The organism is Ramlibacter algicola, assembly GCF_016641735.1.
In the GTDB taxonomy this organism is placed as follows: Bacteria; Pseudomonadota; Gammaproteobacteria; order Burkholderiales; family Burkholderiaceae_C; genus Ramlibacter; species Ramlibacter algicola.
This window is the reverse complement of record NZ_JAEDAO010000001.1, coordinates 1,295,605-1,319,448: the sequence shown is the minus strand read 5'-3', so window position 1 is coordinate 1,319,448 and position 23,844 is coordinate 1,295,605. Positions and strand designations below refer to the sequence as shown.

25 protein-coding genes are annotated in these 23,844 nt (G+C 69.7%); 13 read left to right on the top strand and 12 right to left on the bottom strand.

What is annotated here, in order from left to right; translation table 11 throughout:
- Positions 1–95: 95 nt before the first annotated feature.
- On the bottom strand, positions 96–1,160 hold the full coding sequence (gene murB / locus I8E28_RS06440; RefSeq protein WP_200787170.1) for a UDP-N-acetylmuramate dehydrogenase: 1,065 nt from the start codon (positions 1,158–1,160) through the stop codon (positions 96–98).
- A gap of 44 nt (positions 1,161–1,204) precedes the next feature.
- Here murB and I8E28_RS06435 point away from each other — a divergent pair, with 44 nt between their 5' ends.
- A complete protein-coding gene (locus tag I8E28_RS06435) occupies positions 1,205–1,708 on the top strand; it encodes a YajQ family cyclic di-GMP-binding protein (RefSeq protein WP_200787169.1) in 504 nt (167 codons plus the stop codon).
- Positions 1,701–2,357 carry a retropepsin-like aspartic protease family protein gene (locus tag I8E28_RS06430; protein WP_420850206.1) on the top strand — a complete coding sequence of 219 codons (657 nt, stop codon included), beginning with the start codon at positions 1,701–1,703 and terminating at the stop codon, positions 2,355–2,357. Before I8E28_RS06435 ends, I8E28_RS06430 begins: the two co-directional genes overlap by 8 nt.
- A gap of 161 nt (positions 2,358–2,518) precedes the next feature.
- Here I8E28_RS06430 and plsY read toward each other — a convergent pair whose 3' ends face one another.
- The 3 genes from plsY to I8E28_RS06415 form a co-directional block, all read right to left on the bottom strand.
- Positions 2,519–3,151 (bottom strand): glycerol-3-phosphate 1-O-acyltransferase PlsY, encoded by a 633-nt coding sequence (gene plsY / locus I8E28_RS06425; RefSeq protein ID WP_200787168.1) that lies wholly within the window; start codon positions 3,149–3,151, stop codon positions 2,519–2,521.
- Positions 3,152–3,172: 21 nt separating this feature from the next.
- Positions 3,173–3,664: an aminoacyl-tRNA deacylase gene (locus I8E28_RS06420; RefSeq protein ID WP_200787167.1), complete on the bottom strand. Its 492-nt coding sequence runs from the start codon at positions 3,662–3,664 to the stop codon at positions 3,173–3,175.
- A gap of 147 nt (positions 3,665–3,811) precedes the next feature.
- Entirely contained in the window at positions 3,812–4,873 is a 1,062-nt protein-coding gene (locus I8E28_RS06415) for an aldo/keto reductase (protein WP_200787166.1), read from the bottom strand.
- 50 nt (positions 4,874–4,923) lie between these two features.
- On the opposite strand from I8E28_RS06415, the gene I8E28_RS06410 reads away from it, so the two are divergent.
- The gene (locus I8E28_RS06410; RefSeq protein WP_200787165.1) at positions 4,924–5,658 is read left to right on the top strand and encodes a DNA-formamidopyrimidine glycosylase family protein; all 735 of its coding nucleotides are present in this window, start codon (positions 4,924–4,926) and stop codon (positions 5,656–5,658) included.
- A 30-nt stretch (positions 5,659–5,688) separates the two neighbouring features.
- Entirely contained in the window at positions 5,689–6,675 is a 987-nt protein-coding gene (locus I8E28_RS06405; RefSeq protein ID WP_200787164.1) for an NADPH:quinone reductase, read from the top strand.
- On the opposite strand, the gene I8E28_RS06400 is transcribed toward I8E28_RS06405, so the two are convergent.
- The 6 genes from I8E28_RS06400 to I8E28_RS06375 are packed head-to-tail and all read right to left on the bottom strand — an operon-like array spanning position 6,672 to position 12,144.
- On the bottom strand, positions 6,672–8,657 hold the full coding sequence (locus I8E28_RS06400; protein WP_200787163.1) for a hybrid sensor histidine kinase/response regulator: 1,986 nt from the start codon (positions 8,655–8,657) through the stop codon (positions 6,672–6,674). The genes I8E28_RS06405 and I8E28_RS06400 overlap by 4 nt on opposite strands.
- The gene (locus I8E28_RS06395; RefSeq protein WP_200787162.1) at positions 8,654–9,499 is read right to left on the bottom strand and encodes a sensor histidine kinase; all 846 of its coding nucleotides are present in this window, start codon (positions 9,497–9,499) and stop codon (positions 8,654–8,656) included. The genes I8E28_RS06400 and I8E28_RS06395 overlap by 4 nt, the downstream gene beginning before the upstream one ends.
- A gap of 3 nt (positions 9,500–9,502) precedes the next feature.
- Positions 9,503–10,513 (bottom strand): ATP-binding SpoIIE family protein phosphatase, encoded by a 1,011-nt coding sequence (locus tag I8E28_RS06390; protein WP_200787161.1) that lies wholly within the window; start codon positions 10,511–10,513, stop codon positions 9,503–9,505.
- The gene (locus tag I8E28_RS06385; protein WP_200787160.1) at positions 10,504–10,908 is read right to left on the bottom strand and encodes an anti-sigma regulatory factor; all 405 of its coding nucleotides are present in this window, start codon (positions 10,906–10,908) and stop codon (positions 10,504–10,506) included. The genes I8E28_RS06390 and I8E28_RS06385 overlap by 10 nt, the downstream gene beginning before the upstream one ends.
- On the bottom strand, positions 10,898–11,272 hold the full coding sequence (locus I8E28_RS06380; protein ID WP_200787159.1) for an STAS domain-containing protein: 375 nt from the start codon (positions 11,270–11,272) through the stop codon (positions 10,898–10,900). Before I8E28_RS06380 ends, I8E28_RS06385 begins: the two co-directional genes overlap by 11 nt.
- Positions 11,272–12,144: an STAS domain-containing protein gene (locus I8E28_RS06375; RefSeq protein WP_200787158.1), complete on the bottom strand. Its 873-nt coding sequence runs from the start codon at positions 12,142–12,144 to the stop codon at positions 11,272–11,274. The genes I8E28_RS06380 and I8E28_RS06375 overlap by 1 nt, the downstream gene beginning before the upstream one ends.
- A gap of 130 nt (positions 12,145–12,274) precedes the next feature.
- Here I8E28_RS06375 and I8E28_RS06370 point away from each other — a divergent pair, with 130 nt between their 5' ends.
- The 3 genes from I8E28_RS06370 to I8E28_RS06360 are packed head-to-tail and all read left to right on the top strand — an operon-like array spanning position 12,275 to position 15,370.
- Positions 12,275–12,667: a response regulator gene (locus tag I8E28_RS06370; RefSeq protein ID WP_200787157.1), complete on the top strand. Its 393-nt coding sequence runs from the start codon at positions 12,275–12,277 to the stop codon at positions 12,665–12,667.
- A gap of 34 nt (positions 12,668–12,701) precedes the next feature.
- Positions 12,702–13,766 (top strand): Ldh family oxidoreductase, encoded by a 1,065-nt coding sequence (locus I8E28_RS06365; protein WP_200787156.1) that lies wholly within the window; start codon positions 12,702–12,704, stop codon positions 13,764–13,766.
- Positions 13,767–13,804: 38 nt separating this feature from the next.
- Positions 13,805–15,370: a UxaA family hydrolase gene (locus I8E28_RS06360; protein WP_200787155.1), complete on the top strand. Its 1,566-nt coding sequence runs from the start codon at positions 13,805–13,807 to the stop codon at positions 15,368–15,370.
- A 58-nt stretch (positions 15,371–15,428) separates the two neighbouring features.
- On the opposite strand, the gene I8E28_RS06355 is transcribed toward I8E28_RS06360, so the two are convergent.
- Positions 15,429–15,809: a high-potential iron-sulfur protein gene (locus I8E28_RS06355; protein WP_200787154.1), complete on the bottom strand. Its 381-nt coding sequence runs from the start codon at positions 15,807–15,809 to the stop codon at positions 15,429–15,431.
- 99 nt (positions 15,810–15,908) lie between these two features.
- On the opposite strand from I8E28_RS06355, the gene I8E28_RS06350 reads away from it, so the two are divergent.
- The 4 genes from I8E28_RS06350 to I8E28_RS06335 all read left to right on the top strand — a co-directional run bounded on the left by I8E28_RS06350 (position 15,909) and on the right by I8E28_RS06335 (position 19,668).
- Complete coding sequence (locus I8E28_RS06350) at positions 15,909–17,111, top strand: RtcB family protein (protein WP_200787153.1); 1,203 nt, start codon at positions 15,909–15,911, stop codon at positions 17,109–17,111.
- A gap of 181 nt (positions 17,112–17,292) precedes the next feature.
- A complete protein-coding gene (locus I8E28_RS06345) occupies positions 17,293–17,541 on the top strand; it encodes a hypothetical protein (RefSeq protein ID WP_200787152.1) in 249 nt (82 codons plus the stop codon).
- A gap of 73 nt (positions 17,542–17,614) precedes the next feature.
- Entirely contained in the window at positions 17,615–19,138 is a 1,524-nt protein-coding gene (locus I8E28_RS06340) for an MATE family efflux transporter (protein WP_338050734.1), read from the top strand.
- Positions 19,139–19,230: 92 nt separating this feature from the next.
- Complete coding sequence (locus I8E28_RS06335; protein ID WP_200787151.1) at positions 19,231–19,668, top strand: hemerythrin domain-containing protein; 438 nt, start codon at positions 19,231–19,233, stop codon at positions 19,666–19,668.
- A gap of 102 nt (positions 19,669–19,770) precedes the next feature.
- Here I8E28_RS06335 and I8E28_RS06330 read toward each other — a convergent pair whose 3' ends face one another.
- Positions 19,771–21,570 carry an acetate--CoA ligase gene (locus I8E28_RS06330; RefSeq protein ID WP_200787150.1) on the bottom strand — a complete coding sequence of 600 codons (1,800 nt, stop codon included), beginning with the start codon at positions 21,568–21,570 and terminating at the stop codon, positions 19,771–19,773.
- Between the two features lie 26 nt (positions 21,571–21,596).
- On the opposite strand from I8E28_RS06330, the gene I8E28_RS06325 reads away from it, so the two are divergent.
- On the top strand, positions 21,597–22,502 hold the full coding sequence (locus I8E28_RS06325) for an alpha/beta fold hydrolase (protein WP_200787149.1): 906 nt from the start codon (positions 21,597–21,599) through the stop codon (positions 22,500–22,502).
- Between the two features lie 307 nt (positions 22,503–22,809).
- Positions 22,810–23,739, top strand: coding sequence for an SEL1-like repeat protein (locus I8E28_RS06320; RefSeq protein WP_200787148.1), 930 nt, complete (start codon positions 22,810–22,812; stop codon positions 23,737–23,739).
- Positions 23,740–23,844: the final 105 nt, after the last annotated feature.

Here is a 23,844-nt window from a genome sequence, read left to right as displayed (position 1 = left end):
CGTCCCCGGCGGACGCCACCGCGAATCATGCTGAGTCCACCGGCTCAGCCGCGTAGGTCCGCGCCGACAGCACGGTCGCGCTGGCAGGCGGAAGCTCAGACGACGACGGGTTCCGGCTCGAGCCGGATGCCGAAGCGCTCGTAGACGCTGGTCTGGATGGCGCGCGCGAGCGTCACCACTTCGCCGCCGGTGGCGCCGCCGCGGTTGACGAGCACCAGCGCCTGCTTCTCGTAGACGCCGGCGTTGCCCACCGACTTGCCCTTCCAGCCGCAGGCGTCGATCAGCCAGCCCGCCGCCAGCTTCACGCTGCCGTCGGGCATCGGGTAATGCACGATGCCCGGCTCGCGGGCGATGATGTCCGTGCACTGCTCGGGCGTGACGGTGGGGTTCTTGAAGAAGCTGCCGGCGTTGCCGATCACGCGCGGGTCGGGCAGCTTGTTGCTGCGGATGGCGCAGACCCAGTCGAACACCTGGCGCGCCGACGGCTCGCGGATGCCCGACTCGGCGATCTTGCGCTGCAGGTCGGCGTACTCGAGCACCGGCTTCCACGGCTTGGGCAGCCGCAGCCGCACCCGCAGGATCAGCGCCCGGCCCGCCAGGCCCATGCCGCGCACGGGCAGCGCGGGGTCCTCGTCGTCGTCCGGCGGCGGGTGCTTGAAGACCGAATCGCGGTAGCCGAACGCGCATTGCGTGGCGTCCAGCGTGAAGACGCGGCCGGTGCGCAGGTCGACCGCATCGAGCGATTCGAAGCGATCCTGCAGTTCCACCCCGTAGGCGCCGACGTTCTGCACCGGGGAGGCGCCCACGGTGCCGGGGATCAGCGCCATGTTCTCGAGGCCGGGGAAGCCGTGCTCCAGCGTCCAGGCGACGGTGTCGTGCCAGTTCTCGCCGGCGCCCACTTCGACGACCGTGGCGCGCGGGCCGTCGTCGATGACGCGGCGGCCGGCGATCTCGACCTTGAGCACGAGCGGGCGCACGTCGCCGGTCAGCACGATGTTGCTGCCGCCGCCCAGGACGAACTTGGGCCGTTCCGCCAGGGCGGGGTCGGCCAGCAGCCGCGCCACGTCGGCTTCGCTGCGCACGCGCACCAGCTCGCGCGCCTTGGCGACGATGCCGAAGCTGTTGTGCGGCGCGAGGGAGACGTTCTGCTCCACGAACATGGGACAATTGTGGCGCAAGCGAGCCTTGGAGGGAGAACCTGGAAATGCCGTCATTCGACACTGTCTGCGAGCCGAACATGGTCGAAGTCCGCAACGCGGTCGACAACACGGCCAAGGAGATCGCGACGCGCTTCGACTTCAAGGGCACGTCGGCCGCCATCGAGTTGAAGGAGAAGGAGATCACGTTGCATGGCGACGCCGATTTCCAGCTCGGGCAGGTGCTCGACATCCTGATGAACAAGATGGCCAAGCCGGACTCCAAGGGCAATCCGAGGCTCGATCCTCGATTCCTGGACAAGGGCAAGATCGAGAAGGTCGGCGGCGACAAGGTCAAGCAGGTCGTGAAGGTCCGCTCCGGCATCGAGTCCGAGCACGCCAAGAAGGTGCAGAAGCTCATCAAGGACAGCAAGCTGAAGCTGCAGGCGTCCATCCAGGGTGACGCGGTGCGCGTCACCGGCGCGAAGCGCGACGACCTGCAAGCCGCGATGGCGCTGATCCGCAAGGACATCAGCGACCTGCCGCTGACGTTCGACAACTTCCGTGATTGATCGCCCCCTGCGCCGCGTCGCGGCGGGCCTGGTGCTGCTGCTGGCCGGCAGCGCGTGGGCCGAATCCGTCGCCCTGCAGGGCATGCTGGGCAACCGCGCGCTCCTGATCGTCAATGGTGGCACGCCGAAGGCGGTGGCGCCCGGCGACACGCACCAGGGCGTCAAGGTCATCTCCACCCAAGGCGACCAGGCCGTGCTGGAAAGCGGCGGCAAGCGGTACACGCTGCGCGTCGGCGAGGCGCCCTCGAGCGTCGGCGCCGGCGATGCCGGCGGCCCGTCCGGCCGCAAGATCGTGCTGAACGCGGGCACCGGCGGCCACTTCATGTCCGATGGCGCCATCAACGGCAAGCCGGCGTACTTCATGGTGGACACGGGCGCTTCCGTCGTGAGCCTGGGCTCCGGCGACGCCGAGCGCCTGGGCATCGACTACAAGTCCGGCCAGCCGGTGCGCCTGTCCACGGCCAACGGCACCTCCATGGGCTGGCGCATCCTGCTGGCGAGCGTGCGCATCGGCGACGTCGAAGTGAGCAATGTCGACGCCGTCGTCGGCCAGGCGCCGATGCCCTACATCCTCCTGGGCAACAGCTTCCTCACCCGCTTCCAGATGCGCCGCGACAACGACCAGCTGGTTCTCGAGCGGCGGTTCTAGAAGACAGAGGTCCGAACTCCCTAACGCAGAGGACACGGAGCAAGCGCAGAGGACGCAGAAGAAATTTCTTATTCTTCTTCGGTTTCTGCGATCTCTGCGCTTGCTGTGCGACCTCCGCGTTAGGGAGTCCGCCTTCGACAGCCGCGCCAGCGCGGCGCGAATCAGGACTGCTTCTTCGACCCGAGCTTCGACTCGGTTCCCGCCACCAGCCGCTTGATGTTTTCGCGGTGGCGCCATGCGAGCAGCAGCGCCATGGCGGCGAGCGCCAGGGCGACGGGGGTTTCGGCGTACCACTGCAGACGGTGGCCGAACAGGTAGTACGCCGGCGCGAACACCGCGGCGACCAGCGATGCGAGCGAGGAGTAGCGGAAGAAGAACGCGATGGCCAGCCACGTCAGGCCGGTCGCGACGCCCAGCAGCCAGTGGATGCCGAACACCGCGCCGATGAAGGTCGCGACGCCCTTGCCGCCCTGGAAGCGGAAGAACACGGGATACAGGTGGCCGAGGAAAGCGCCCAGTGCCACGAGGGCCACCGTGCCTTCGTCCAGGCCATACGGCCTGCCCCAGGCCCGCACGGCCAGCACGGGCAGCAGGCCCTTGCAGGCATCGAGCAGCAGCGTCGTGATGGCGGCCGCCTTGCTGCCGGAGCGCAGCACGTTGGTCGCCCCGGGGTTCTTGCTGCCGAAGGTGCGCGGGTCGGACAGGCCCATCGCGCGGCTGACGATCACCGCGAAGGCGAGTGATCCGACGAGGTAGGCGGCGATGGCGGCGAGGGTCGGATAAAGCGTGTCCACGGCTGCGGATTCTGCCCGAGCTCAGCCGTCGAGCGCGCAGTGCACCGGCGTGGCGCCGAGCACGTCGACCAGCACCTTCGGCTCGATGCCCACCAGGAAGCCGCGGCGGCCGCCATTGATGCAGATGCGAGGCAGGCCCAGGATGGTTTCCTCGACGTAGACCGGCATCTCCTTGCGCGTGCCGAACGGCGACGTGCCACCCACGAGATAGCCGCTGTGCCGGTTCGCGACTTCCGGCTTGCAGGGCTCGATCGACTTCGCGCCGACCTGCCGCGCGAGGTTCTTGGTGGACACCTTGCGGTTGCCGTGCATCAGCACCAGCAACGGCCGCGCCTTCTCGTCCTCCATCACCAGCGTCTTGACCACCGAGAACGGGTCGAAGCCCAGCACCTGCGCGCTGTGCTCCGCGCCGCCATGTTCGACGTACTCGTACGGGTGCTCGGTGAAGTCCACCCCGCACGCCCTGAGTCGCGCGGTGGCGGGTGTTTCGCTGACGTGGTCCTTCTTGGCCATGTGCCCGATCATGCCTCGAGAAAGACGGACTACCGAACGCAGAGGACGCAGAGCAAGCGCAGAGGACACAGAAGAATCAAGGATATTTACTTTTCCTTCTGCGATCTCTGCGCTTGCCCTGCGCCCTCTGCGTTCGGATGTCCGCCGTCAATTCGCCGGGTCGCGCACTTCCCAGCGGATCTTGTCGATCGCGGCCAGCAATTCGGGCGACAGCGTCGTGCCCCAGGCGTCCAGGTTCTCGTCCAGCTGCGCCAATGTGCGCACGCCGATGATCGTGCTGGCCACCTGCCACTTCGTGTAGCAGAAGGCCAGCGCCATGCGCGCGGGCGCCAGGCCGTGCTCGCGCGCCAACTGGTTGTAGCGGCGCGCGGCGGCCAGCGCCTCGGGCCGGCCCCAGCGGCCGCCTCGCACGGACTCGAACTTGCCGATGCGCGCGTCGCGCGGTGTCTGCGGGCCGTCGATGCCGGCCTCGTCGTACTTGCCCGTGAGCAGGCCGAAGCCGAGCGGCGAATACGCGAGCAGCGAGACGTCCAGGCGCTTCATCGTCTCGTCGAGGCCGTTCTCCAGGAAGCGGCTCACCAGGCAGTAGACGTTCTGCACGGTGGCGATGCGCGGCAGGCCGTGCTGCTCCGCCAGCCGCACGAATTCGTGCACGCCGTACGGCGTCTCGTTGGACACGCCGACGTGCCGCACCTTGCCCTCGCGCACCAGCCGCTGCATCGCTTCCAGCTGCTCGTGGATGGAGGTCTGCGAGCGCTCCTTGGCCGGGTCGTAGTACAGGCTCCCGAACATCGGCGTGTTGCGCTCCGGCCAGTGGATCTGGTACAGGTCGATGGTGTCCACCTGCAGGCGCCGCAGCGAACCTTCGCAGGAGCGGACGATGTCCTGCGCGGTCATGCCGGCGCCTTCGCGCACCCAGGGCATGCCGCGCGACGGACCGGCGACCTTGGTGGCGAGCACGACCTTGCCGCGCGCGGATGGATTCTTCGCGAACCAGCGGCCGATGATCGACTCCGTGGCGCCGTAGGTCTCGCGGCGGGCAGGCACCGAGTACATCTCCGCGGTGTCGATGAAGTTGATGCCGCGCTCCAGGGCGCGATCGAGGATGGCGTGGGCGTCGGCTTCGGCGACCTGCTCGCCGAAGGTCATGGTGCCGAGGCAGATGGGCGTGACGCGAAGGTCGCTGGTGCCGAGCTGGACGAGGTTCATGCGCTGCAGACTGACAAAAGGGGCCGCAAGGGGCTGGGCAGGATAGCCGAATGCCCGAAGGCCCCTCGCTCGTCATCCTGCGCGACGCCGCCCGCGTCTTCGAAGGCAAGCGCATCCTGCGCGTCGAGGGCAACACCAAGCTCGACAAGGACCTCCTGCGCGGCCGCACCATCCAGTCGATCCGCAGCTGGGGCAAGCACTTCCTGGTGGAACTGCCCACGGTGGCGTTGCGCATCCACCTGCTGATGTTCGGCAGCTACTGCATCGACAGCCGCAAGGACAAGCCGCTGCGGATCGGCCTCGGCTTCGCGCAGGGCCGCGAGCTCAACTTCTACAGCTGCGCGGCGCGGCTGGAGGAGATCCCGATCGACCTGCTGTACGACTGGAGCGCGGACGTGATGTCCGAGCACTGGGACCCGCACCAGGCGCGCGACCGGCTGCTGTCGCTGCCGGACATGTACGCCTGCGACGCGCTGCTGGACCAGTCCCTGTTCGCGGGCGTCGGCAACATCATCAAGAACGAGGTGCTGTTCCGCATCCGCGTGCACCCGCTGTCCCTCGTGGGGGCTCTGCCATCGGCCAAGCTGGACGAGCTGGTGCGCGAGGCGCGCAACTACAGCTTCGACTTCCTCGAATGGAAGAAGCAGTTCGTGCTGCGCAAGCACTGGCTCGCGCACACCAAGCGCACCTGCCCGCGCTGCGACATTCCCTTCCACAAGGGACACCTGGGCGTGAGCGACCGCCGCAGCTTCTGGTGCGAGCGCTGCCAGCTGCTCTACGAGTGAGGGGCTCGCGGGCCGCCTACACTGGTCCGCATGCAAGCCGCCTTCTACGAACGCACCGGCCCGGCCCGCGAGGTGCTGCAGGTCGCCGACTTCCCCACCCCCGAGCCCGCGGCCGGCGAAGTGCGCGTGCGCGTGCTCTGGTCCGGCGTGAACCCGTCGGACGTCAAGTCGCGCGCGGGGCTGCGCAATCCGGCCATGCCGTTCCCGCGCGTGATCCCGCACAGCGACGGCATGGGCGTCGTCGATGCAGTCGGCGCGAAGGTTCCGGCTTCGCGCGTAGGGCAGCGGGTGTGGCTTTGGAACGCCGCCTGGGGGCGCGCGCACGGCACCGCGTGCGAGTTCGTGTGCCTGCCGCAGGAGCAGGCCGTGCCACTGCCGGAAGGCGTCGCCGATGAAACCGGCGCCTGCATGGGCATTCCCGGGCTGACGGCCCTGCACGCGGTGTTGATGGACGGCGGCGTGGCGGGCAAGACCGTGCTCGTGGCGGGTGGTGCCGGCGCGGTGGGCCACTACGCCGTGCAGATGGCCAGCCAGCTGGGTGCCGCACGCGTGATCACGTCCGTGAGCACCGAGGCCAAGGCGGCCCTCGCGCGCGAGGCAGGTGCCGATGACGTCGTCCTGTACAAGGACGAGCCGCTGGCCCGGCGTGTCCTGGACCTCACGGGCGGCCGCGGCGTCGACCGCGTGATCGAACTCGATCTCGCCGCCAATGCCGCCGCCAACCTGGAATTGCTCAAGCCCGGTGGCGAGTGCGTCGTCTACGGCAGCGGCGCGCCGCAGATGCAGTTGCCGTTCTTCCCGCTGATCGCGAAGAACCTGCAGCTGAAGTTCTTCATCGTGTACCACCTCGCGCCCACGGATCGCGAGCGCGCCGTCGGGACGCTCACGCAGTTGCTGGCGCGCGGCCGCCTGCGACACAACATCGCGGCTCGCCTGCCGCTGGCGGAAATCGCCCGCGCGCACGAACTCGTCGAGCGCGGCGAGGCGGTCGGGAACGTCGTGCTGCGCGCAGCCTAGCCGCCGCGCGCAGCCTGCACGGCCTCGGCGATGGCGACGACCAGCGCGTGCGGGTTCAGCGGCTTGGCCAGGTGCTGGTGGAAGCCGGCCTCGAGCGCGCGCTCACGGTCCTCGGGCCGCGCGAAGGCCGTCAGGGCGACAGCCGGCAGCGGCGCCCGGCCGACCGACACCTGCATCTGCCGCAGCTCGCGCAACAGGTCGTAGCCGTCTCGCTGCGGCAGGCCGATGTCGCTGACGAGGACATCGGGCCAGGCCGCGCGGGCCGACTGCACGGCGCTCTCGAAATCACCGGCCAGGCGCACGCTGGCGCCGCGGTCCGCCAGCACCACCGACAGCATCTCGCTGGCATCGGCATCGTCCTCGACGACGAGCACGGTCAGGCCCTCCAGCGGGCGCTCGTCGCCCGCGAGCGGCGCCGGCGCGCTGGCGACGCCGGCGCGATCGTCCTCCGCGCGCGGCACCGTGACCGGGATGTCGACGGTGAACGTCGTTCCGTGGCCCGGGCCTGCGCTCGCCGCCGCCACCGTGCCGCCGTGCAGTTCCGCCAGCTGGCGCACGATCGACAGGCCCAGGCCCAGGCCGCTGTGAACGCGGCTGCCCGGCGACTGCGCCTGCGAGAAGCGGTCGAACAGCCGCTCGAGGAATTCGGCGCGGATGCCCTGGCCGTAGTCGCGCACCTGCAGCCGCAGCAGCCCGTCGTCGCGGCGCAGCGTGACGTCGATGGCGCCGCCGCGATGCGAGAACTTGATGGCGTTGGTCATCAGGTTCCAAAGGATCTGCTGGTAGCGCGCCGAGTCCAGCCACGCCGGCCCCCAACCGTCGTCGATGTCGACGTTCAGCTGCAGCTGCTTCTCGTCGATGCTCTGGCGCAGCGAGCCGAGCGCGGAAGACACGATGTCCACCGGGTCGACCTCCTCGCGCTCGAGCGTCATCTTCCCGGAGTTGATGCGCGAGACGTCCAGGATGTCCGAGATGATGCGCGCCTGCGCCTTCACGTTGCGCTCGATCGCCTCCAGGCCGCGCTGGGCTTCGGGGGTGGGCTGGCGGCGCATGAGGATGGCGACCCAGCCGATGATCGCGTTCAGCGGCGTGCGCAGCTCGTGCGACAGCACCGCGATGAAATCGTCCTTGGTGCGGCTGTGGCGCTCGGCCACGGCCCGCGCCGCCTGTTCACGCTCGAGCAGGTCGCGCCGGCGCTCCTCGAGCTGCTCCCGTTCCGAGGCGTCGGCAGCGATCGCGATGCGCAAGCCCGGTTCGACGTGGGCCGACATCGTCCAGTCCAGCAGGATGGACTCGCCGTCGCCACGCCGCAGCGGGAAGCGACCTTCCCACGCCCCGCGCTGCGCCGAGTGGCCGGTCATCTCGCGCTGCGCTTCGTCGCGCCACTCCGCCGGCGCGCGATCGGCCAGCGCGTGCCCGATCAGGTCGCCGGCGCGGCAGGCCAGCAACTGCAGCATCGCGGGGTTCGCGTCCTGCACGTGCCCGTCGGTGTCGAGCACCGCGATGCCCACCGGCGCGTTGTCGTAGATGGCGCGCAGGCGTGACTCGCTGCGGCGCAGGCCTTCTTCCGCCACCCGTGCGCGCACCAGCGCTTGCAAGGTGGCCACGAGGATGGCCGGCTCGACCGGGTGCACCAGGTACGCATCGGCGCCGGCTTCGAGGCCCGCAACGCGGTCCTCGTTGCGCGTGAACTCGGCGGAGAGATGGACCACCGGCAGCGCGCTGGTCAGCGGGTTGGCGCGCAACTCGCGGCAGACGTCGAACCCGCTCATGTCGGGCAGGTGCACGTCGAGCACCACGGCGGAGACGCCGCGCTGGGCTTCCTCGAGCGCACCGGCGCCGCTCTGCGCCTCGCGCGTGCGGAAGCCGGCGGAGGCGAGCACGCGCGTGGTGGTGTAGCGCGTGGCGGGGTTGTCGTCGACCACCAGCACTTCGTGCGCGGAGCGGTCGATCGACGCGGCGATCACCTTCGCGTCGATCATGGCGGCGGCGGTGCGGCTCCTTGCAGGACGGCAGGAATCGTGACGCTGAACGTCGACCCGTGGCCGGGCTCGCTCTCCAGGCTGACGGTGCCGCCCAGCAGCTCCGCCAGCTTCTTGCTCAACGACAGGCCCAGGCCGGTGCCGCGCAGCTTCTTCTGCATCGGCGAGTTGACCTGCGTGAAGTCCTCGAACAGCGTGGGCTGGTACTCCGGCGCGATGCCGATGCCGGTGTCCGTGACGCTGAAGGTGACGTGCCCCTCACCGTGGCGGCGCACCGCCACGCGCACCTCGCCCTTGTGCGTGAACTTCAGCGCGTTGGAGATGAAGTTGCGCAGCACCTGCGACAGCTTGCGGTCGTCGGTGTACAGCTTGGGCACGTCCCCGGGTTCCTCGAACACGAGGTTCACGTCCGGGTTCGTCAGCACCGGCTTGAACATGCCGCGCAGGGCCGAGAACAGGTCGACCATCTCGAACCACGCCGGCGAGATCTCGACTCGGCCGGCCTCCACCTTGGCCAGGTCCAGCAGGTCGTCCACCATTTCGGCGAACTCGGTGGCCTGCTGCTGGATGAACAGGACCTGCTTCTCCTGCTCGCTGGTCAGCGGCCCGTCGACGCGGTCCAGCAGCAGCCGCGTGAGGCTGCGGATCGAGCTGATGGGCGTGCGGAACTCGTGGCTCATGTAGGCCAGGAACCGGCTCTTGAGCTCGGTGGCCTGGCGCAACTGCTCGGCCTGGGCGTCGAGTTCCGCGTACAGCGCCACGACGCCGCGGTTGGTCTCGTCGAGTTCGGCCTGCAGCGACTCCAGCTGCTGGCGCAGTGCTTCGGCGTCAAGGTCGGCCATGGCTCACATTCTGCGCCGCAGGACGGCGACGGTCGCGTCGTCGCGGCCGCGCGAGTGGTCGCGGAACAGCAGCGCCGCGGCGAGCGTCGGGTCGCGCCCGAGCACCGGCAGCACCACCTCCGGCGCCCAGCGCGTGCCGATGCCGTCGGAGTGCACGATGATCATCGCGTGCTGCGGCCAGTCCTGCTCGATCGGTTCGGGCCGGCGCATCTGCAGCCCGGCGGTGCCGTGCTGCATCAGCATGCTGCGGTCGTAGGCACCGGACACCACGCGCACCGACACGTTGCCCGCGCCGCACGAGCGCAGGCGCGACGTGGACGCATCGGCGCGCAGCAGCGTCACCGCCGCGCCGCGCGTGCTGCGCAGGCGGAGGTGCATCTTCTCCAGCATCTGCGTCACGTCGCGCGCCGCCTCGGCCGCGAACACGTCGATGGCGGCAGCCGACGCTTCGGCCGCGTCGAAGCCATGGCCCAGGCCGTCGACCACCGCCAACGTGGCGGAAGGGTCGGCCATCGCCGCGGCCCAGGCGTCGCCGCACACCAGCTCGCCGGTCTTGGGAACCGAGACGGCGCCGACTTCGAGCGCTCCCGCCGCCTTGGGGCCAGCCTCGCGCGCCAGGCGTGCCACGATGACCGTGCCGCCCGGCACGGACGAATGCAGGTCGAAGTCGCGCGCCATGCGGCGCACGGTGCCGAGGCCGGCACCCAGCGACCCACCGGTCGAAAAGCCGTCGCCCATGCTGCGCGCGATGTCGGCCATCCCGGGGCCGTGGTCGATGGAGATCGCCTCCACTTCGCCGGCCTGCTCGCGCACGGCCAGCAGCAGCGTGCCGCGCTGCGCGTGGCGGATGAGGTTGGTGCCGAGCTCCGTGACCACGATGGCCAGCTGGCCCGTCTTGACCTCGTCGAAGCCGGCCCGCATGGCCAGCGTGACCGCGTGCCGGCGCGCTTCGCCGACCCGCGAGATGTCCTCCATCGGGAACGCCGAATGGTGCGAGCTGCGGATCACTTCCATCGGGTGATGGTCACGCACGTGCCCTTGCCCGGTTCCGAGCGCAGGCTGAACTCGTGCACGAGACGCTTGCTGCCCGGCAGCCCCAGGCCCATGCCGCCGCCGGAGGTCCAGCCGTCGGTGAGCGCCAGGTTGACGTCGGCGATGCCGGGCCCTTCGTCCTCGAAGTCCAGCCGCAGGCCGCGCCGCAGGCCGTCCTCGATGGTGGCCCAGCGCATGCGCCCGCCGCCACCGTGCACGACGGTGTTGCGCGACAGCTCGCTGGCCGCCGTGATCATCTTGGTCTGGTCGACCAGGGAGAACTTCAGCGCCACGGTGAGCTGGCGCACCACCTGCCGGCTGGCGACGATGTCCGCCTCGGTGCGCAGCGGCAGTTCGCCGTTGGGTTCAGCGGCCAAGGACACGCTCCCGGCGCGCCTTGGCCAGCAGGGCCATGCCGCGCTCGACGTCGAGCGCGGTGCGCACGCCTTCCAGGGAGAGGCCGAGCTCCACCAGCGTGATCGCCACCGCTGGCTGCATGCCGACGACGACGGTGGTGGCGTCCAGGATGCGGGCGATGCCCGAGATGCCGGCCAGCATGCGGCCGACGAACGAGTCGACGATTTCCAGCGCGGAGATGTCGATCAGCACGCCGTGCGCGCCGGTGGTGGAGATCTTGGCGGCCAGGTCGTCCTGCAGCGCGAGCGCCGTCTGGTCTTCCATGTCCACCTGGATCGTCACCAGGAGGGTGTCCCCCATGCGGAGGATCGGGATTTTGTTCATCAGCTGGCGAGCGCCCTGCGTTCAGTGACGCCGTCGCGCGTGATGCGGTAGCCGGTCTGCGCCAGCGCCATCGCCAGCGCGTCGGCCAGGCTCGACTTGGACGCGATGCCCTGCAGGTCGATGCCCAGGTGCACGATGGTCTGCGCGATCTGCGGCCGGATGCCGCTGATGATGCATTCGGCGCCCATCAGGCGGATGGCGCTGACGGTCTTGAGCAGGTGCTGCGCGACCAGGGTGTCGACGGTCGGCACGCCGGTGATGTCGATGATGGCCAGCTCGGCGCCGGTCTCGACGATGCGCTCCAGCAGCGCTTCCATCACGAGCTGGGTGCGCTGCGAATCGAGCGTGCCGATCATCGGCACGGCGAGCACGCCGTCCCACAGCTTGATCACCGGGGTGGACAGCTCCAGCAGTTCCTGCTGCTGGCGGCGGATGATCTCCTCGCGCGTGCGCTGGTAGGTCGTCACCGTCCACTGCGCCATGTTGTCCACGAGCAGGGACGACGACCACATCGCGGCCATCGCCAGCTGCGGGTCGTTGGCATGCACGCGCTGCATGCCCATGAAGAGCGGGCGCTTGAACGCCAGCACGAACGCGCTGGTGTCGCCGGCCGTCTGGCCCTGCGCCACGCGCGAGCGGGACAGCGCCTCGAGCGCGCCGCGGAGGTCGGCCCAGGCGGGGCCGTCCAGGGATTCGGTCGATCCGCCGGCCTGCAGCCCCGAGCGCACCGCGCGCAAGAGCTCCCCGGCTTCGGATTGCATGGATTGCAGGCTGCCGCCCGATTGCGCGCCGGCCTGTTGCAGCCAGTCTTTCATCACCTGGTCGCTCGCCTGCGCCAGCAGGGCCGCCAGTGCCTCGTTCTCTCGGGCCATAGCCTCTCTCCTCTTTTTTCGGACGAAAGGATCGATTCTTCGTGCCGCGGATGAGGCCGTCTGTAGGACGGTGCCGACAAACTCGACCGGACCGGTCGCGTTCGGTCCAGCCGCCCCCATAATGGGCCGGATGCAATGGCGCGCCAACCACAGTGTCCTCGTCGTCGACGACAACGACGCCGGCCGCTATGCCATCAGCCATGCATTGCGCACTGCCGGCTTTCGTACGGTGGAAGCCCGCTCCGGCGCCCAGGCACTGGAACTCGCCGGCTACGTGTCGGCCGTCGTGCTCGACGTGCACCTGCCCGACGTGCATGGCTTCGAGGTCTGCCGCCTGATCCGCGAGCGCGAGCCCAACGTGCCGGTGGTGCACGTGTCCGCCGTGTACGTCGAGGAACCGTCCCGCGCCGCCGGCCTGGCCGCTGGCGCCGCCGCCTACTTCGTGCGGCCGGTCGACCCCGCGGCGCTCACCCACATGCTGGAACACGTCCTTGGCCGGGACGACGAGGCGCCGCTGCATTGAGCGCCCCCCCGGCGCCCGCACGGCCGGTGTCCCGATGACGACCGCCAGCCCCGCGCGATTCGACGCGACCGAGCTCGAACGCTTCGCCACCCTCCTCCTGCGCCACGCCGGGCTCGACGACGACAAGGCCGGCGCCGTCGGCAGCGTCCTCGTCGAAGGCGACCTCCTGGGCCACGACACCCACGGCCTGCAGTTGCTGCCCACGTACCTCGCCGAACTGGAGGCCGGGCGCATGACCGCCACCGGCGAACCGGACGTGCTGGCGGATGCCGGCGTGGTGCAGGCCTGGGACGGCAAGCGGCTACCGGGGCCGTGGCTCACGCTGCGCGCGATCGACGTCGCAACGCGCTCCGCCCGGACCCACGGCACGGGCATCGTGAACATCCGCCGCAGCCACCACATCGCCGCCCTCGCCCCGTATGCGCGCCGGGTCGCCGAACAAGGCCTGCTGCTCCAGCTGATGTCCTCGGCACCCGCGGGCGGCAGCGTCGCCCCGTTCGGCGGCACCAAGGCGCTCTTCTCGCCCAGCCCGATCGGCGTCGGCATCCCGACCACCGGCGCGCCCGTGCTGGTCGACGTGTCGACGTCCATCACCACCAACGGGCTCACCGGCCGGCTCGCGCGCGAAGGCCGCAAGCTGCCCGGCGCCTGGCTGATCGACGAGCACGGCGCGCCCACCGACGACCCGGCGGTGCTGGTCGCGCCACGCACCGGCACCATCCTGCCGCTCGGTGGCACCGACACCGGCCACAAGGGCTACGGGCTGTCGCTGATGGTGGAAGCGTTCACGGCGGGCCTCGCCGGCCAGGGCCGCTCGGACCCCGGCGCGCGCTGGGGCGCCACCGTGTTCGTGCAGGTGCTCGACCCCGCCTTCTTCAACGGCGAGGACGCGCTGCGCGAGCAGATGGACTGGATCGCGCAGCAGTGCCGCGCGAACCCGCCGGTGCGCGACGGCGCGCCGGTGCGGCTGCCGGGCGAGCGCGCGCAGCAGTTGCTGGCGGCGCAGCGCGCGCAGGGCGTCGAGATTGCCGCGCCCGTGCTGGACGCGCTGGCCCCGTGGGCGCAGCGCGCCGGCGTCACGTTGCCGGCGACGCGCTGAGCCGGCCCCATCGTCGAGGAACCAGGAGTCGAAGCCGAATGAACACCACCGCCGTCGCCGAAGCGCCGCCCGTGAAGCTGATGAAGGGGCCGGTGATCCGCCTGCATGCCGACGACAACGTGGTCGTCGCGCGCGTCGACGTGCCGATCGGCCTGCGCGTGGACAGTGAAGGATTCACCACCCGCAGCCAGGTGCCCGCCGGCTACAAGATCGCCGCCCGCGCGATCCGCAAGGGCGAACCGATCCTGAAGTACGCGGTCACCGTCGGCTTCGCGAACGCGGACATCGAGCCCGGCACGATGGTCCACAGCCACAACACCGAGTTCCGCGAGTTCGACCGCGACTACGCGCACGCCAGCCAGTACAAGCCGGTGCAGCTGCTGCCCGAGCACGAGCGCGCCACCTTCCAGGGCTACGTGCGCCCGGACGGCCGCGTGGGCACGCGCAACTTCATCGGCATCCTGGCGACGGTCAACTGCTCGGCGACGGTGGTCAAGAAGATCGCCGAGTGGTTCACGCCCGAGCGGCTGGCCGAGTACCCGAACGTGGACGGTGTCGTCGCCTTCGCGCACGGCATCGGCTGCGGCATGGAGATGACCGGCGAGCCGATGCAGATGCTGCGCCGGACGATGGCCGGCTACGCGCGCCATCCCAACCTGGCGGGTGCGCTCGTCATCGGCCTGGGCTGCGAGCGCAACCAGCTGCGCGGCCTGATGGAAGAACAGGGCCTGGAAGCCGGCCCCAACCTGCACACCTTCGTGATGCAGGAAACGGGCGGCACGCGCAAGACCATCGAAGCAGGCGTCGAAGCCGTCAAGGCGCTGCTGCCCGAAGCGAACAAGGTGCGCCGCCAGACCGTGTCGGCCAGCCACCTGACCGTCGGCCTGCAGTGCGGTGGCTCCGATGGCTTCTCGTCCATCACCGCCAACCCGGCGCTGGGCGCGGCTGTCGACATCCTCGCGCGCCACGGCGGCACCGGCATCCTGTCGGAGACGCCCGAGATCTACGGTGTCGAGCACACGCTCACGCGCCGCGCTGCCAGCCGCGAGGTCGGCGAGAAGCTGGTCGAGCGCATCCGCTGGTGGAAGGAGGAGTACTCCGTCGGCCGCGACGTGCAGATCAACGGCAAGGTGAGCCCCGGCAACCAGATGGGCGGCCTGGCCAACATCTTCGAGAAGTCACTCGGGTCGTCGATGAAGGGCGGCACGGGTCCGCTGATGGCCGTGTACCGCTACGCCGAGCCGGTGACCACCAAGGGCTTCGTGTTCATGGACACGCCCGGCTTCGACCCGGTGTCGGCCACGGGGCAGATCGCCGGCGGCGCGAACCTGATCGCGTTCACCACCGGCCGCGGCTCGATGTTCGGCTCCAAGCCGGCGCCTTGCATCAAGCTGGCGACCAACACGCCGATGTTCAGCCGCCTCGAGGAGGACATGGACATCAACTGCGGCGAGATCCTCGACGGCACCGCCACGCTGCAGGAGATGGGCCAGCGCATCTTCGAGCTGTTCCTGCGCACTGCGTCGGGCGAGCGCTCCAAGAGCGAGCTGCTCGGCCTGGGCGACCACGAGTTCGTGCCCTGGCAGGTCGGCGTGATGAGCTGATGGCTCGCGCGGCAGCCAGCCGCGCAAGCCTCGGTTCGATCAGCTGCGATCGACCAGCTCAGGCCTTCTTCACCCACGAATTGCACCAGCCTTCGGCGGCGACGAGCTTGCCGCCGAACACCGCGCACGGGCCTTCCTTGGCGGACGCCGCACCCGAATACAGCTGGCATCCGTTGCACTTCTGGTCGTTCGCGTGCTTCGGGAATTTCTTCTTGTCCGCCTGGGTGGTGTTCTCCACGTAGCCGAGTGCGGCTGCCTGCGGGTCCTTGGGGTCGACCTTCTGCTGCGCATGCGCGCCGTTCGACGCGGCCACGGCGCCGCCGGCAATGACTTGGAAGAGGAAGACGCGACGATTGCTGTCCACGGCGATCTCCTTGGGTTCGATGCAGGCATCCTGCCGCGGGTCGGCCCACGCGGTGGACTCGGCCGTGCGAAACATTCGCACTGAATTGGTGTACGCGCCGCTCGTTCCTGGTCTGTCATTCCGGTTTTCGCCGAAATGACATCCGGACATTCAGACAATCACAATGAGAACGCCATGGAACTCATGAAGAACGTCCAGGCCTGGACCGAAGGCGTCGAGGTCGAGTGGGACGCGATGCAGCAGATCCGCAACATCGCGGGCCTGCCGATCCTGGCCGGCCACGTCGCGGTGATGCCCGACGTGCACCTCGGCAAGGGCGCGACGGTGGGCACCGTCATCCCGACCCGCAGCGCAATCATCCCGGCCGCGGTCGGCGTCGACATCGGCTGCGGCATGTGCGCGGTGCGCACCGAACTGCGTGGCGACGCGCTGCCCGACAGCCTGGCCAAGGTGCGCTCGACGATCGAAGCTGCCGTGCCGGTCGGGTTCGACCTGCACGCCAAGGAGCCGAACCCGACCAACGAAGGCCCGCACGGCCGCGACCTGCGTGCGCGCATGCAGGCGCTGTACTCGCGCTTCGAGCAGCTGGGCATCCTGGCGGTCCTGGGGCGGCTCGACGCGCGCCGCATCTGGCGCCAGCTGGGCACGCTGGGCGGCGGCAACCACTTCATCGAACTGTGCCTCGACGAGGGCGGCGTGGTGTGGGTGATGCTGCACTCGGGCTCGCGCAACATCGGCAAGACGATCGGTGAAGCCGCGATCGGCATGGCGCGCGAAGCCGCGCACCGCGCCGGCATCGGCCTGCCCGACAAGGACCTCGCCTGGCTGAACGAAGGCACGCCGGAGTTCGCGCAGTACGTCGAGGCCCTGCAATGGGCACAGGACTACGCTGCGCTCAACCGCGAGCTGATGCTGTTCCGCGTGATGAACGCGCTGCGCGACACGCTGGGCGCCGAAGTCGCCGCGACCACGCAGGTGGTGAACTGCCACCACAACTACGCGACGGTCGAGGACCACTTCGGCTCCAAGGTGTGGATCACCCGCAAGGGCGCCGTCAGCGCACGCGAAGGCCAGCTCGGGATCATCCCGGGCTCGATGGGGACGCGCAGCTACATCGTGCGCGGCAAGGGCAATCCGCTGGCGTACTGCTCGTGCAGCCACGGCGCGGGCCGCCGCATGTCGCGCGGCGCCGCCAAGCGGCTGTTCGACCTGGAGGCGCTCGCGTCGCAGACCCGCGGCGTGGAATGCCGCAAGGACGCCGGGGTGCTCGACGAGATCCCCGGCGCCTACAAGGACATCGACACGGTGATGGCCGCGCAGGCCGAGCTCGTCGACGTCGTGCACACGCTCAAGCAGGTCCTCTGCGTGAAGGGTTGACCCCGCGTGGGAGCGAAGGCCCCGCCGCCCCGCGGCAGGGGCTTTCTTCTTTCCTGCATCGCACCCGCCGTGAAGCGCATGCGGCAGAGGCAGGCGTCCTACAGCGAGTGTCGCAAGCTCGGCACTGCCGGCCCCATGCACCGGCCAGAAGATGCGCTCCTCTTTCAGGCAGGGAGCAACAATGGACGAAGCCGATCTCGCGTTCGATTCCGAGCAGCGGTACCTGACGCAGGCGCTGGCCGCGCAACGCCGCCGCTACGGCACGCTGAAGGCCACCGGCGCGTGCCACTTCTGCGACAACACCGAAGGCCTCGGGGACCGCCTGTTCTGCGACAGCGACTGCGCCGCGGACTGGGAGTACGAGACCTCGCTGCGCAAGAAGCTGGGGCTCGGCGGCGGCTCCGACGAGGTGGCGCCCATCACCCACTGACGCCACCGCGTCCGCCCGGTGGGCGCGGCGTTTTCCGACGCGGCGGGCTCGCGTGCCGCCGCATCGTGCGCTGATGCGCACCACGACCAGCAGCCGCGGGATGCCGCGTCCTTCGGCCACCACCCGCGCCGCGCCCCGCGATCTCACCCAGGGCCCCATCCCCCGCACCCTTGCTGCGTTCGCGCTGCCGGTGCTCGGCGCGAACGTGCTGCAGTCGCTGAACGGGTCCGTCAACGCGATCTGGATCGGCAACCTCCTCGGCGAAGCGGCGCTCACCGCGACGTCGAACGCGAATCTCGTCCTGTTCCTGCTGCTCGGGTCGGTGTTCGGCATGGCCATGGCGGCGACCATCCTCGTCGGGCAGGCGGTCGGTGCCCGCGACATCGCTCGTGCCAAGTGCGTGGTCGGCACGGGCACGACGTTCTTCCTGGCGCTGTCGACGCTGGTGGCCATCGCGGGCGGGGTGCTGACGCCGTTCATCCTGCATGCGCTGGGCACGCCTGCGGCGGCGTTCGACTTCGGCGTGCAGTACCTGCGCGTGATCTTCATCGCGGTGCCGGTGATGAACGCCTTCGCGTTCACGATGGCGGTGCTGCGCGGCGCCGGCGATGCCCGCACGCCGTTCCTTTTCATGGCCGTGTCGGTCGGGCTGGACATCGCTCTCAACCCGCTGCTGATCAGGGGCGTGGGTCCTGTGCCGCCCATGGGCATCGCGGGCTCGGCGATGTCCACGCTTGTCGCGCAGGTGGCCAGCCTGGGGTTGCTGCTCGTGCTGCTGCACCGCCGGCACCATCCCCTGCTGCCCGGGCGCCACGAACTGCGGCACTACCGCCCGCGGCCCGCCCTGCTGCGCGCGATCGTCGTCAAGGGCGTGCCGATGGGCCTGCAGATGATCGTGATCTCCGCGGCGGCACTGGCGCTGATGGGGCTGGTGAACGGGTTCGGCGTCGAGACGGCGGCCGCGTACGGCGTGGCCGCCCAGCTGTGGACCTATGTGCAGATGCCGGCGCTGGCGATCGGCGCCGCGGTGTCGTCGATGGCGGCGCAAAACATCGGCGCCAATCGCTGGGACCGCGTCGGCCGGATCGCGGGCACGGGGGTGGCGTTCAACCTCGCGCTCACGGGCCTGCTCGCGGCGCTGCTGTATGTCGCCGACCGGCTTGTGCTCGGCCTGTTCCTGCCGGCCGGCAGCCCCGCGATCGCGATCGCGGTGCACATCAACGACGTCGCGTGCTGGTCGTTCGTGCTGTTCGGCATCACGATCGTGTTGTTCGGCGTGGTGCGCGCGGCCGGGGCGGTGATGCCGCCGCTGCTGGTCCTCGTCGTGTCGCTGCTGCTCGTGCGCGTGCCGTTCGCCTGGCTGATGCGCGAGCGCTGGGGCGCGGACGCGATCTGGTGGAGCTTCCCGCTCGCCGCGGCGATGTCGGCGGCGCTCGCCTTCGCGTACTACCGGCTCGGCCGTTGGCGGCAGGCGGGGCTGGTGCGCGAGGAGCCGGCGACGGGCACGGCGGCTGACACGGGCGTGTCGGCCCCGTCGATGGACAGCGAACCGTTGTACGAAGCGGCCGAGCCAGCGCCGGCTCGCGCCACGCCGTAGGCGAGCGACTACGCGAGGCTCCGGTGTGCGCGGCTGCATCGCGCACTGTGTGCCGCGTAGCGTTGGAGCCTTCCAACACGAGAGGACCTTCCATGCCCGCCAACGACGACGCGATCGATCTGCTCGACGACGACCACAAGCAGGTCGAGCGCCTGTTCCAGCAGTACAAGGCCGCGCACGACGCCTCGCGCAAGCGCATGCTCGCCGCGCAGATCTGCCAGGAGCTCACCGTGCACACGCGGATCGAGGAAGAGGTGTTCTACCCCGCGTTCCGCCAGGCGACCGGCGACCAGCAGATCGTGGAGCACTCGACGCACGAGCATCGCGAGGCGATGGACCTGGTTCACCGCATCGAGCAGGCGCAGGTCGACGACAAGCTGATGCTGGAACTCGAGGACGCGGTGCTGCACCACGTCAACGACGAGCGCGAGAAGATGTTCCCCGAGGCGCGCAAGGCCAAGGGACTGGACCTGGCCGCGCTCGCGCAGCAACTGCAGCGGCGCAAGTCGGAGCTGATGGCGCACGCCTGACACAGCGGAAGTTGTCATTCCGGCGAAGGCCGGAATCCATGCTGGATCGAGCGTGGACTGCGGGTCACGCCCGCAATGACAATGGCTGCGCGACTGCCAGGTTCATCGGGCCTTTGCCCGCTCTTCCTCGCGCAGCCGAAGCACCCGCCGCTGCACCTTGCCCGTGGTGGTCATGGGCAGCGCCTCGATGAACTCGATCTCCTTCGGGTACTCGTAGGGCGCAAGCTTGCCCTTCACGTGCTGCTGCAGCTCGGCGACCAGCTTGTCGCCCGGCAGGTGGCCGGGCGCGAGCACGACGTACGCCTTCACGAGCGCGCCGCGTTCCGCGTCGGGCTTGGGCACGACGGCTGCGTTCGCGACCGCCGGGTGCTTCACCAGGCAGTTCTCGATCTCGCTCGGACCGATGCGGTACCCCGCGGCCTTGAAGACGTCGTCGGCGCGGCCCTGGTACCAGAGGTAGCCGTCGGCATCGCGCGTGGCGAGGTCGCCGGTGCGGCACCAGTCGCCGGTGTACTTGCGGCCGGTGGCGCCTTCGTTGCGCCAGTAGCCGAGGAAGAAGATCGGGTCCGGGTCGCCGTGCACGTCGTAGCGGTTCACCGCCACGTCGCCCGGCACGCCGACGTCGCACTCGTTGCCGTCGTCGTCGATCACCGCCACCCGGTGGCCCGGATACGGCCGCCCCATGCTGCCCGGCCGCGCCGGCCAGCCGACGCCGCCCTGCGTCCTGCCGTTCATGCTGCAGTTGCCGACGACGTAGTTGATCTCGGTCTGGCCGAACATCTCGTTGACGACCACGCCCAGCTGGTCGCGACAGTACGCGAACACCGCGTCGCCCACCGCCTCGCCCGCGCTCATGATCGCCTGCAGCTTCAGGCGGAACTGCTTTCGCGGCTGCGGGAAGGCCTTCATCATGGCCTTGAGCGCGGTCGGGAACAGGAAGGTGTGCGTCACGCCGTGGTCCTGCATCAGCGTGAACGCGAGCTCGGGGCTGAAGCGCTGGTTGCAGGCGACGATGGGACGGCCGAAGTAGAGGGAGGGCAGGAGCGCGTCCATCAAACCACCCGTCCAGGCCCAGTCTGCTGGCGACCAGAACACTGACGTGTTCTGGTGGTCGCCAGCGCTGGGCGCTTGGCCCGTACTGACGCCCGCCCCCTCCCCGGCCCTCCCCCTCACGGGGGGGGGAGCCAAGACAACACCCTCGCCTGGGTCAAACCCAAACCAGTTCTGGCTGCACACGAACCCCGGCAGGTTGCCGACCATGGCCCGGTGCGGAATCAGCGCGCCCTTCGGCGGCCCCGTGGTGCCGCTCGTGTAGATCAACACCGCGCCGTCGTCGGCCTTGGTCTTCGCCGCCGTGAACGCACCCGGATACCGGGCGAGTTCCACCGACCAATCCAGGTCGGCCTGCAACGCCGCGGCGCCGACGCCGATCACGGTGCGCACCTTCGGGCACGCGGCGCGCACCGACTGCAGGTTGGCGATCGAGCTCTCGTCGCAGATGGCGACGGCGGCTTCGCTGTCCTGCAGCCGGTACTCCAGCGCCTCGGGCCCGAACAGCATCGACAGCGGCATCGCGATGGCGCCGCACTGGAAGATCGCCATGTAGGCGACGGCCGTCTCGAACCGCTGCGGCATCACCAGCGCCACGCGGTCGCCGCGCCGCACGCCCAGCGACACCAGGACGTGCGACAGGCGATCGGCCTGCGCCTGCAGTTGGGCGAACGTCAGCGCGCCGCCGCCGTGCATCCGCACCGCGATGCGCGACGCGCCGTCGGCGCCTTTCGCCCAGCGCGTGCAGCACACCTGCGCGATGTTGAACTGCGCCGGCACCGACCAGCGGAAGCCCGCATGCATGCGCGCGTGGTGGTCGGCCTGCTTGTCGCTGCCTTGACTGACGCCCATCGACTCGCCCTCCTAAGATCGGGGCAATGTACCAACCCGTCCGCCCCTCGCGCAGCGAGTTTGTCCCGATCCGCCGCCTTCGCTACCACGTGCGCGTGTGGGGCGAGCCCGGCGCGGGCAAGGTGCCGCTGGTGCTGGTGCACGGCTGGATGGACGTCGCCGCCTCGTGGCAGTTCATGGTCGATGCGTTCTCGCGCGACCACTACGTCATCGCGCCCGACTGGCGCGGCTACGGGCAGACCGAGTCGCCCGTCGCCGACAACTACTGGTTCCCGGACTACCTCGCCGACCTCGACTTCCTGCTGGACCACTACGCGGGCGACCAGCCCGTCGATCTCGTGGGCCACAGCATGGGCGGCAACGTCGCGATGCTCTACACGGGCGCGCGGCCGCAGCGTGTGCGGCGGCTGGTCAACCTCGAAGGCTTCGGCATGCCGGCCACGCGCCCGTCGCAGGCGCCGGGGCGCTACGGCAAGTGGATGGACGAGCTGAAGGCGCTGTACCGCCACGAGCTCGACCTGAAGACCTATGACGACGCCGACGGCGTCGCGCGCCGCCTGATGAAGACCAACCGCCGCCTGTCCCAGGACAAGGCGGACTGGCTGGCGCGGTCCTGGGCGCGGCAGGCCGACGACGGCCGCTGGCACATCCTGGGCGACCCGGCGCACAAGATCACCAACGCCAGCCTCTTCCGTGTCGACGAGGTGCTGGAGCTCTACCGCCGCATCGCCTGCCCGACGCTGTGGGTGGAAGCCAGCGACGACAGCCTGACGCAGTGGTGGCAGGGCAAGTTCACCCTGGCCGAGTTCCACGAACGCCTGCAAGCCGTGCCCCAGCTGGAAAAGGCCCAGCTGCCCGACAGTGGCCACATGCTCCACCACGACCAGCCCCAGCTGCTGGCCGAGCTGATCGAGCGGTTCATCGACCGCTGAGGTTGCGCGCTGTCGCGCTGGAGCGCTGCGCGGCTGGCCCAACACAGAGGGCTCAGAGGCCGGAGAGAGGACACAGAAAACCTCGGGAACGGTCCTCTGCGGCCTCTTCCCATGGGCTCTGCGGCCTCTGCGTTGAAGAGTCCAAGCGCGCAGCGCCGCCGGCAACGAACTGCTGAGCGTTCCCCCAGAGCCTCAACCACGCGTAAAAAGTCGCATTTGTCCGACTGAGACGTCGGACTGAAGGTCTTCCATGGCGTAGGAGCACTCCTACCCATAGACTTCCTGCTCAACGGAGAGGTGACCCGTAATGAGCAGGAAGTTGTTTGCACTGCTGCTGGCAGTGCTGCTCAGCCCTTGCGCCGCATTCGCCGCGGATGAGACGCAGGAAGGACTGGCGACCCTCTGGGAGTCCCTGTGGCACCAGAGCGGCACCCCCACCCGCATCGTGCGGTGGGAAAACGAGATCCGCATGCGGATGACGGGCGTCGACCTGCCCCAGCACCGCGACTACATCCTGAAGGCGCTGCGCACCGTCACCGACGAGGCGGGTGTCAAGCTGGTGGACGTGTCCGACCAGCCCAACGCCGAGCAGCTGGCCAATTTCAAGCTCGAGGTGGTGCCCAACACCGCGCTCGAGGACAACCAGCCCTGCGTGACGTACCTGGACTTCCGCACGGAAGACAAGGTCGACACGGCGACCATGCAGATGCGCAGCAAGGACGTGTACCGCTGCGCGTACCACGAGTCCATGCACCTGATGGGCGTGCGGGGCCACCCGGCCGGCAAGACCGTGCTGAGCTACTTCCCGGTCAAGGTCGACGGCCTGCTGCCGCTGGACCGCGTGATGCTGCGCGCCTGGTACTCGCCGAAGATGAAGGGCGGCATGACGCCGTTCGAAGCGCTGGGCGTGCTCTCGGACGAGCTGGTCGCTTCGCTGCCGGCTCCGGACCGTGACATCGCGGCGCAGACCCGCAATGCCTTCTTCACGCAGACGCTGGACTCGATGCAGGCGTACGCGGCCGGCCGTGGCGACATCCCCGCGATCCTGAAGCGCTCGGGCAAGTCCACCGAGGATGGCATCCGCCGCGGCCGCAGCGAGATGAGCTACTTCCTGGGCGTGGCGTACTTCGAAGGCGCGGTCGCGCCGGCCGACCAGAAGCAGGCGCTTGCGTGGTTCGAGCGTGCCGCCAGCGCCGGCAACCGCCGCGCGCAGTCGTATCTCGCCGGGCCGCGCTAAGCGCGTCCCATCCCCCGAAGAGCCGCGCGTCCTGCGCGGCTTTTCACTTTCCGGCCTTGCTGTCGAGCTCGCTGCTGTCGAGCCTTGCGGCACACTGGCCGGTTC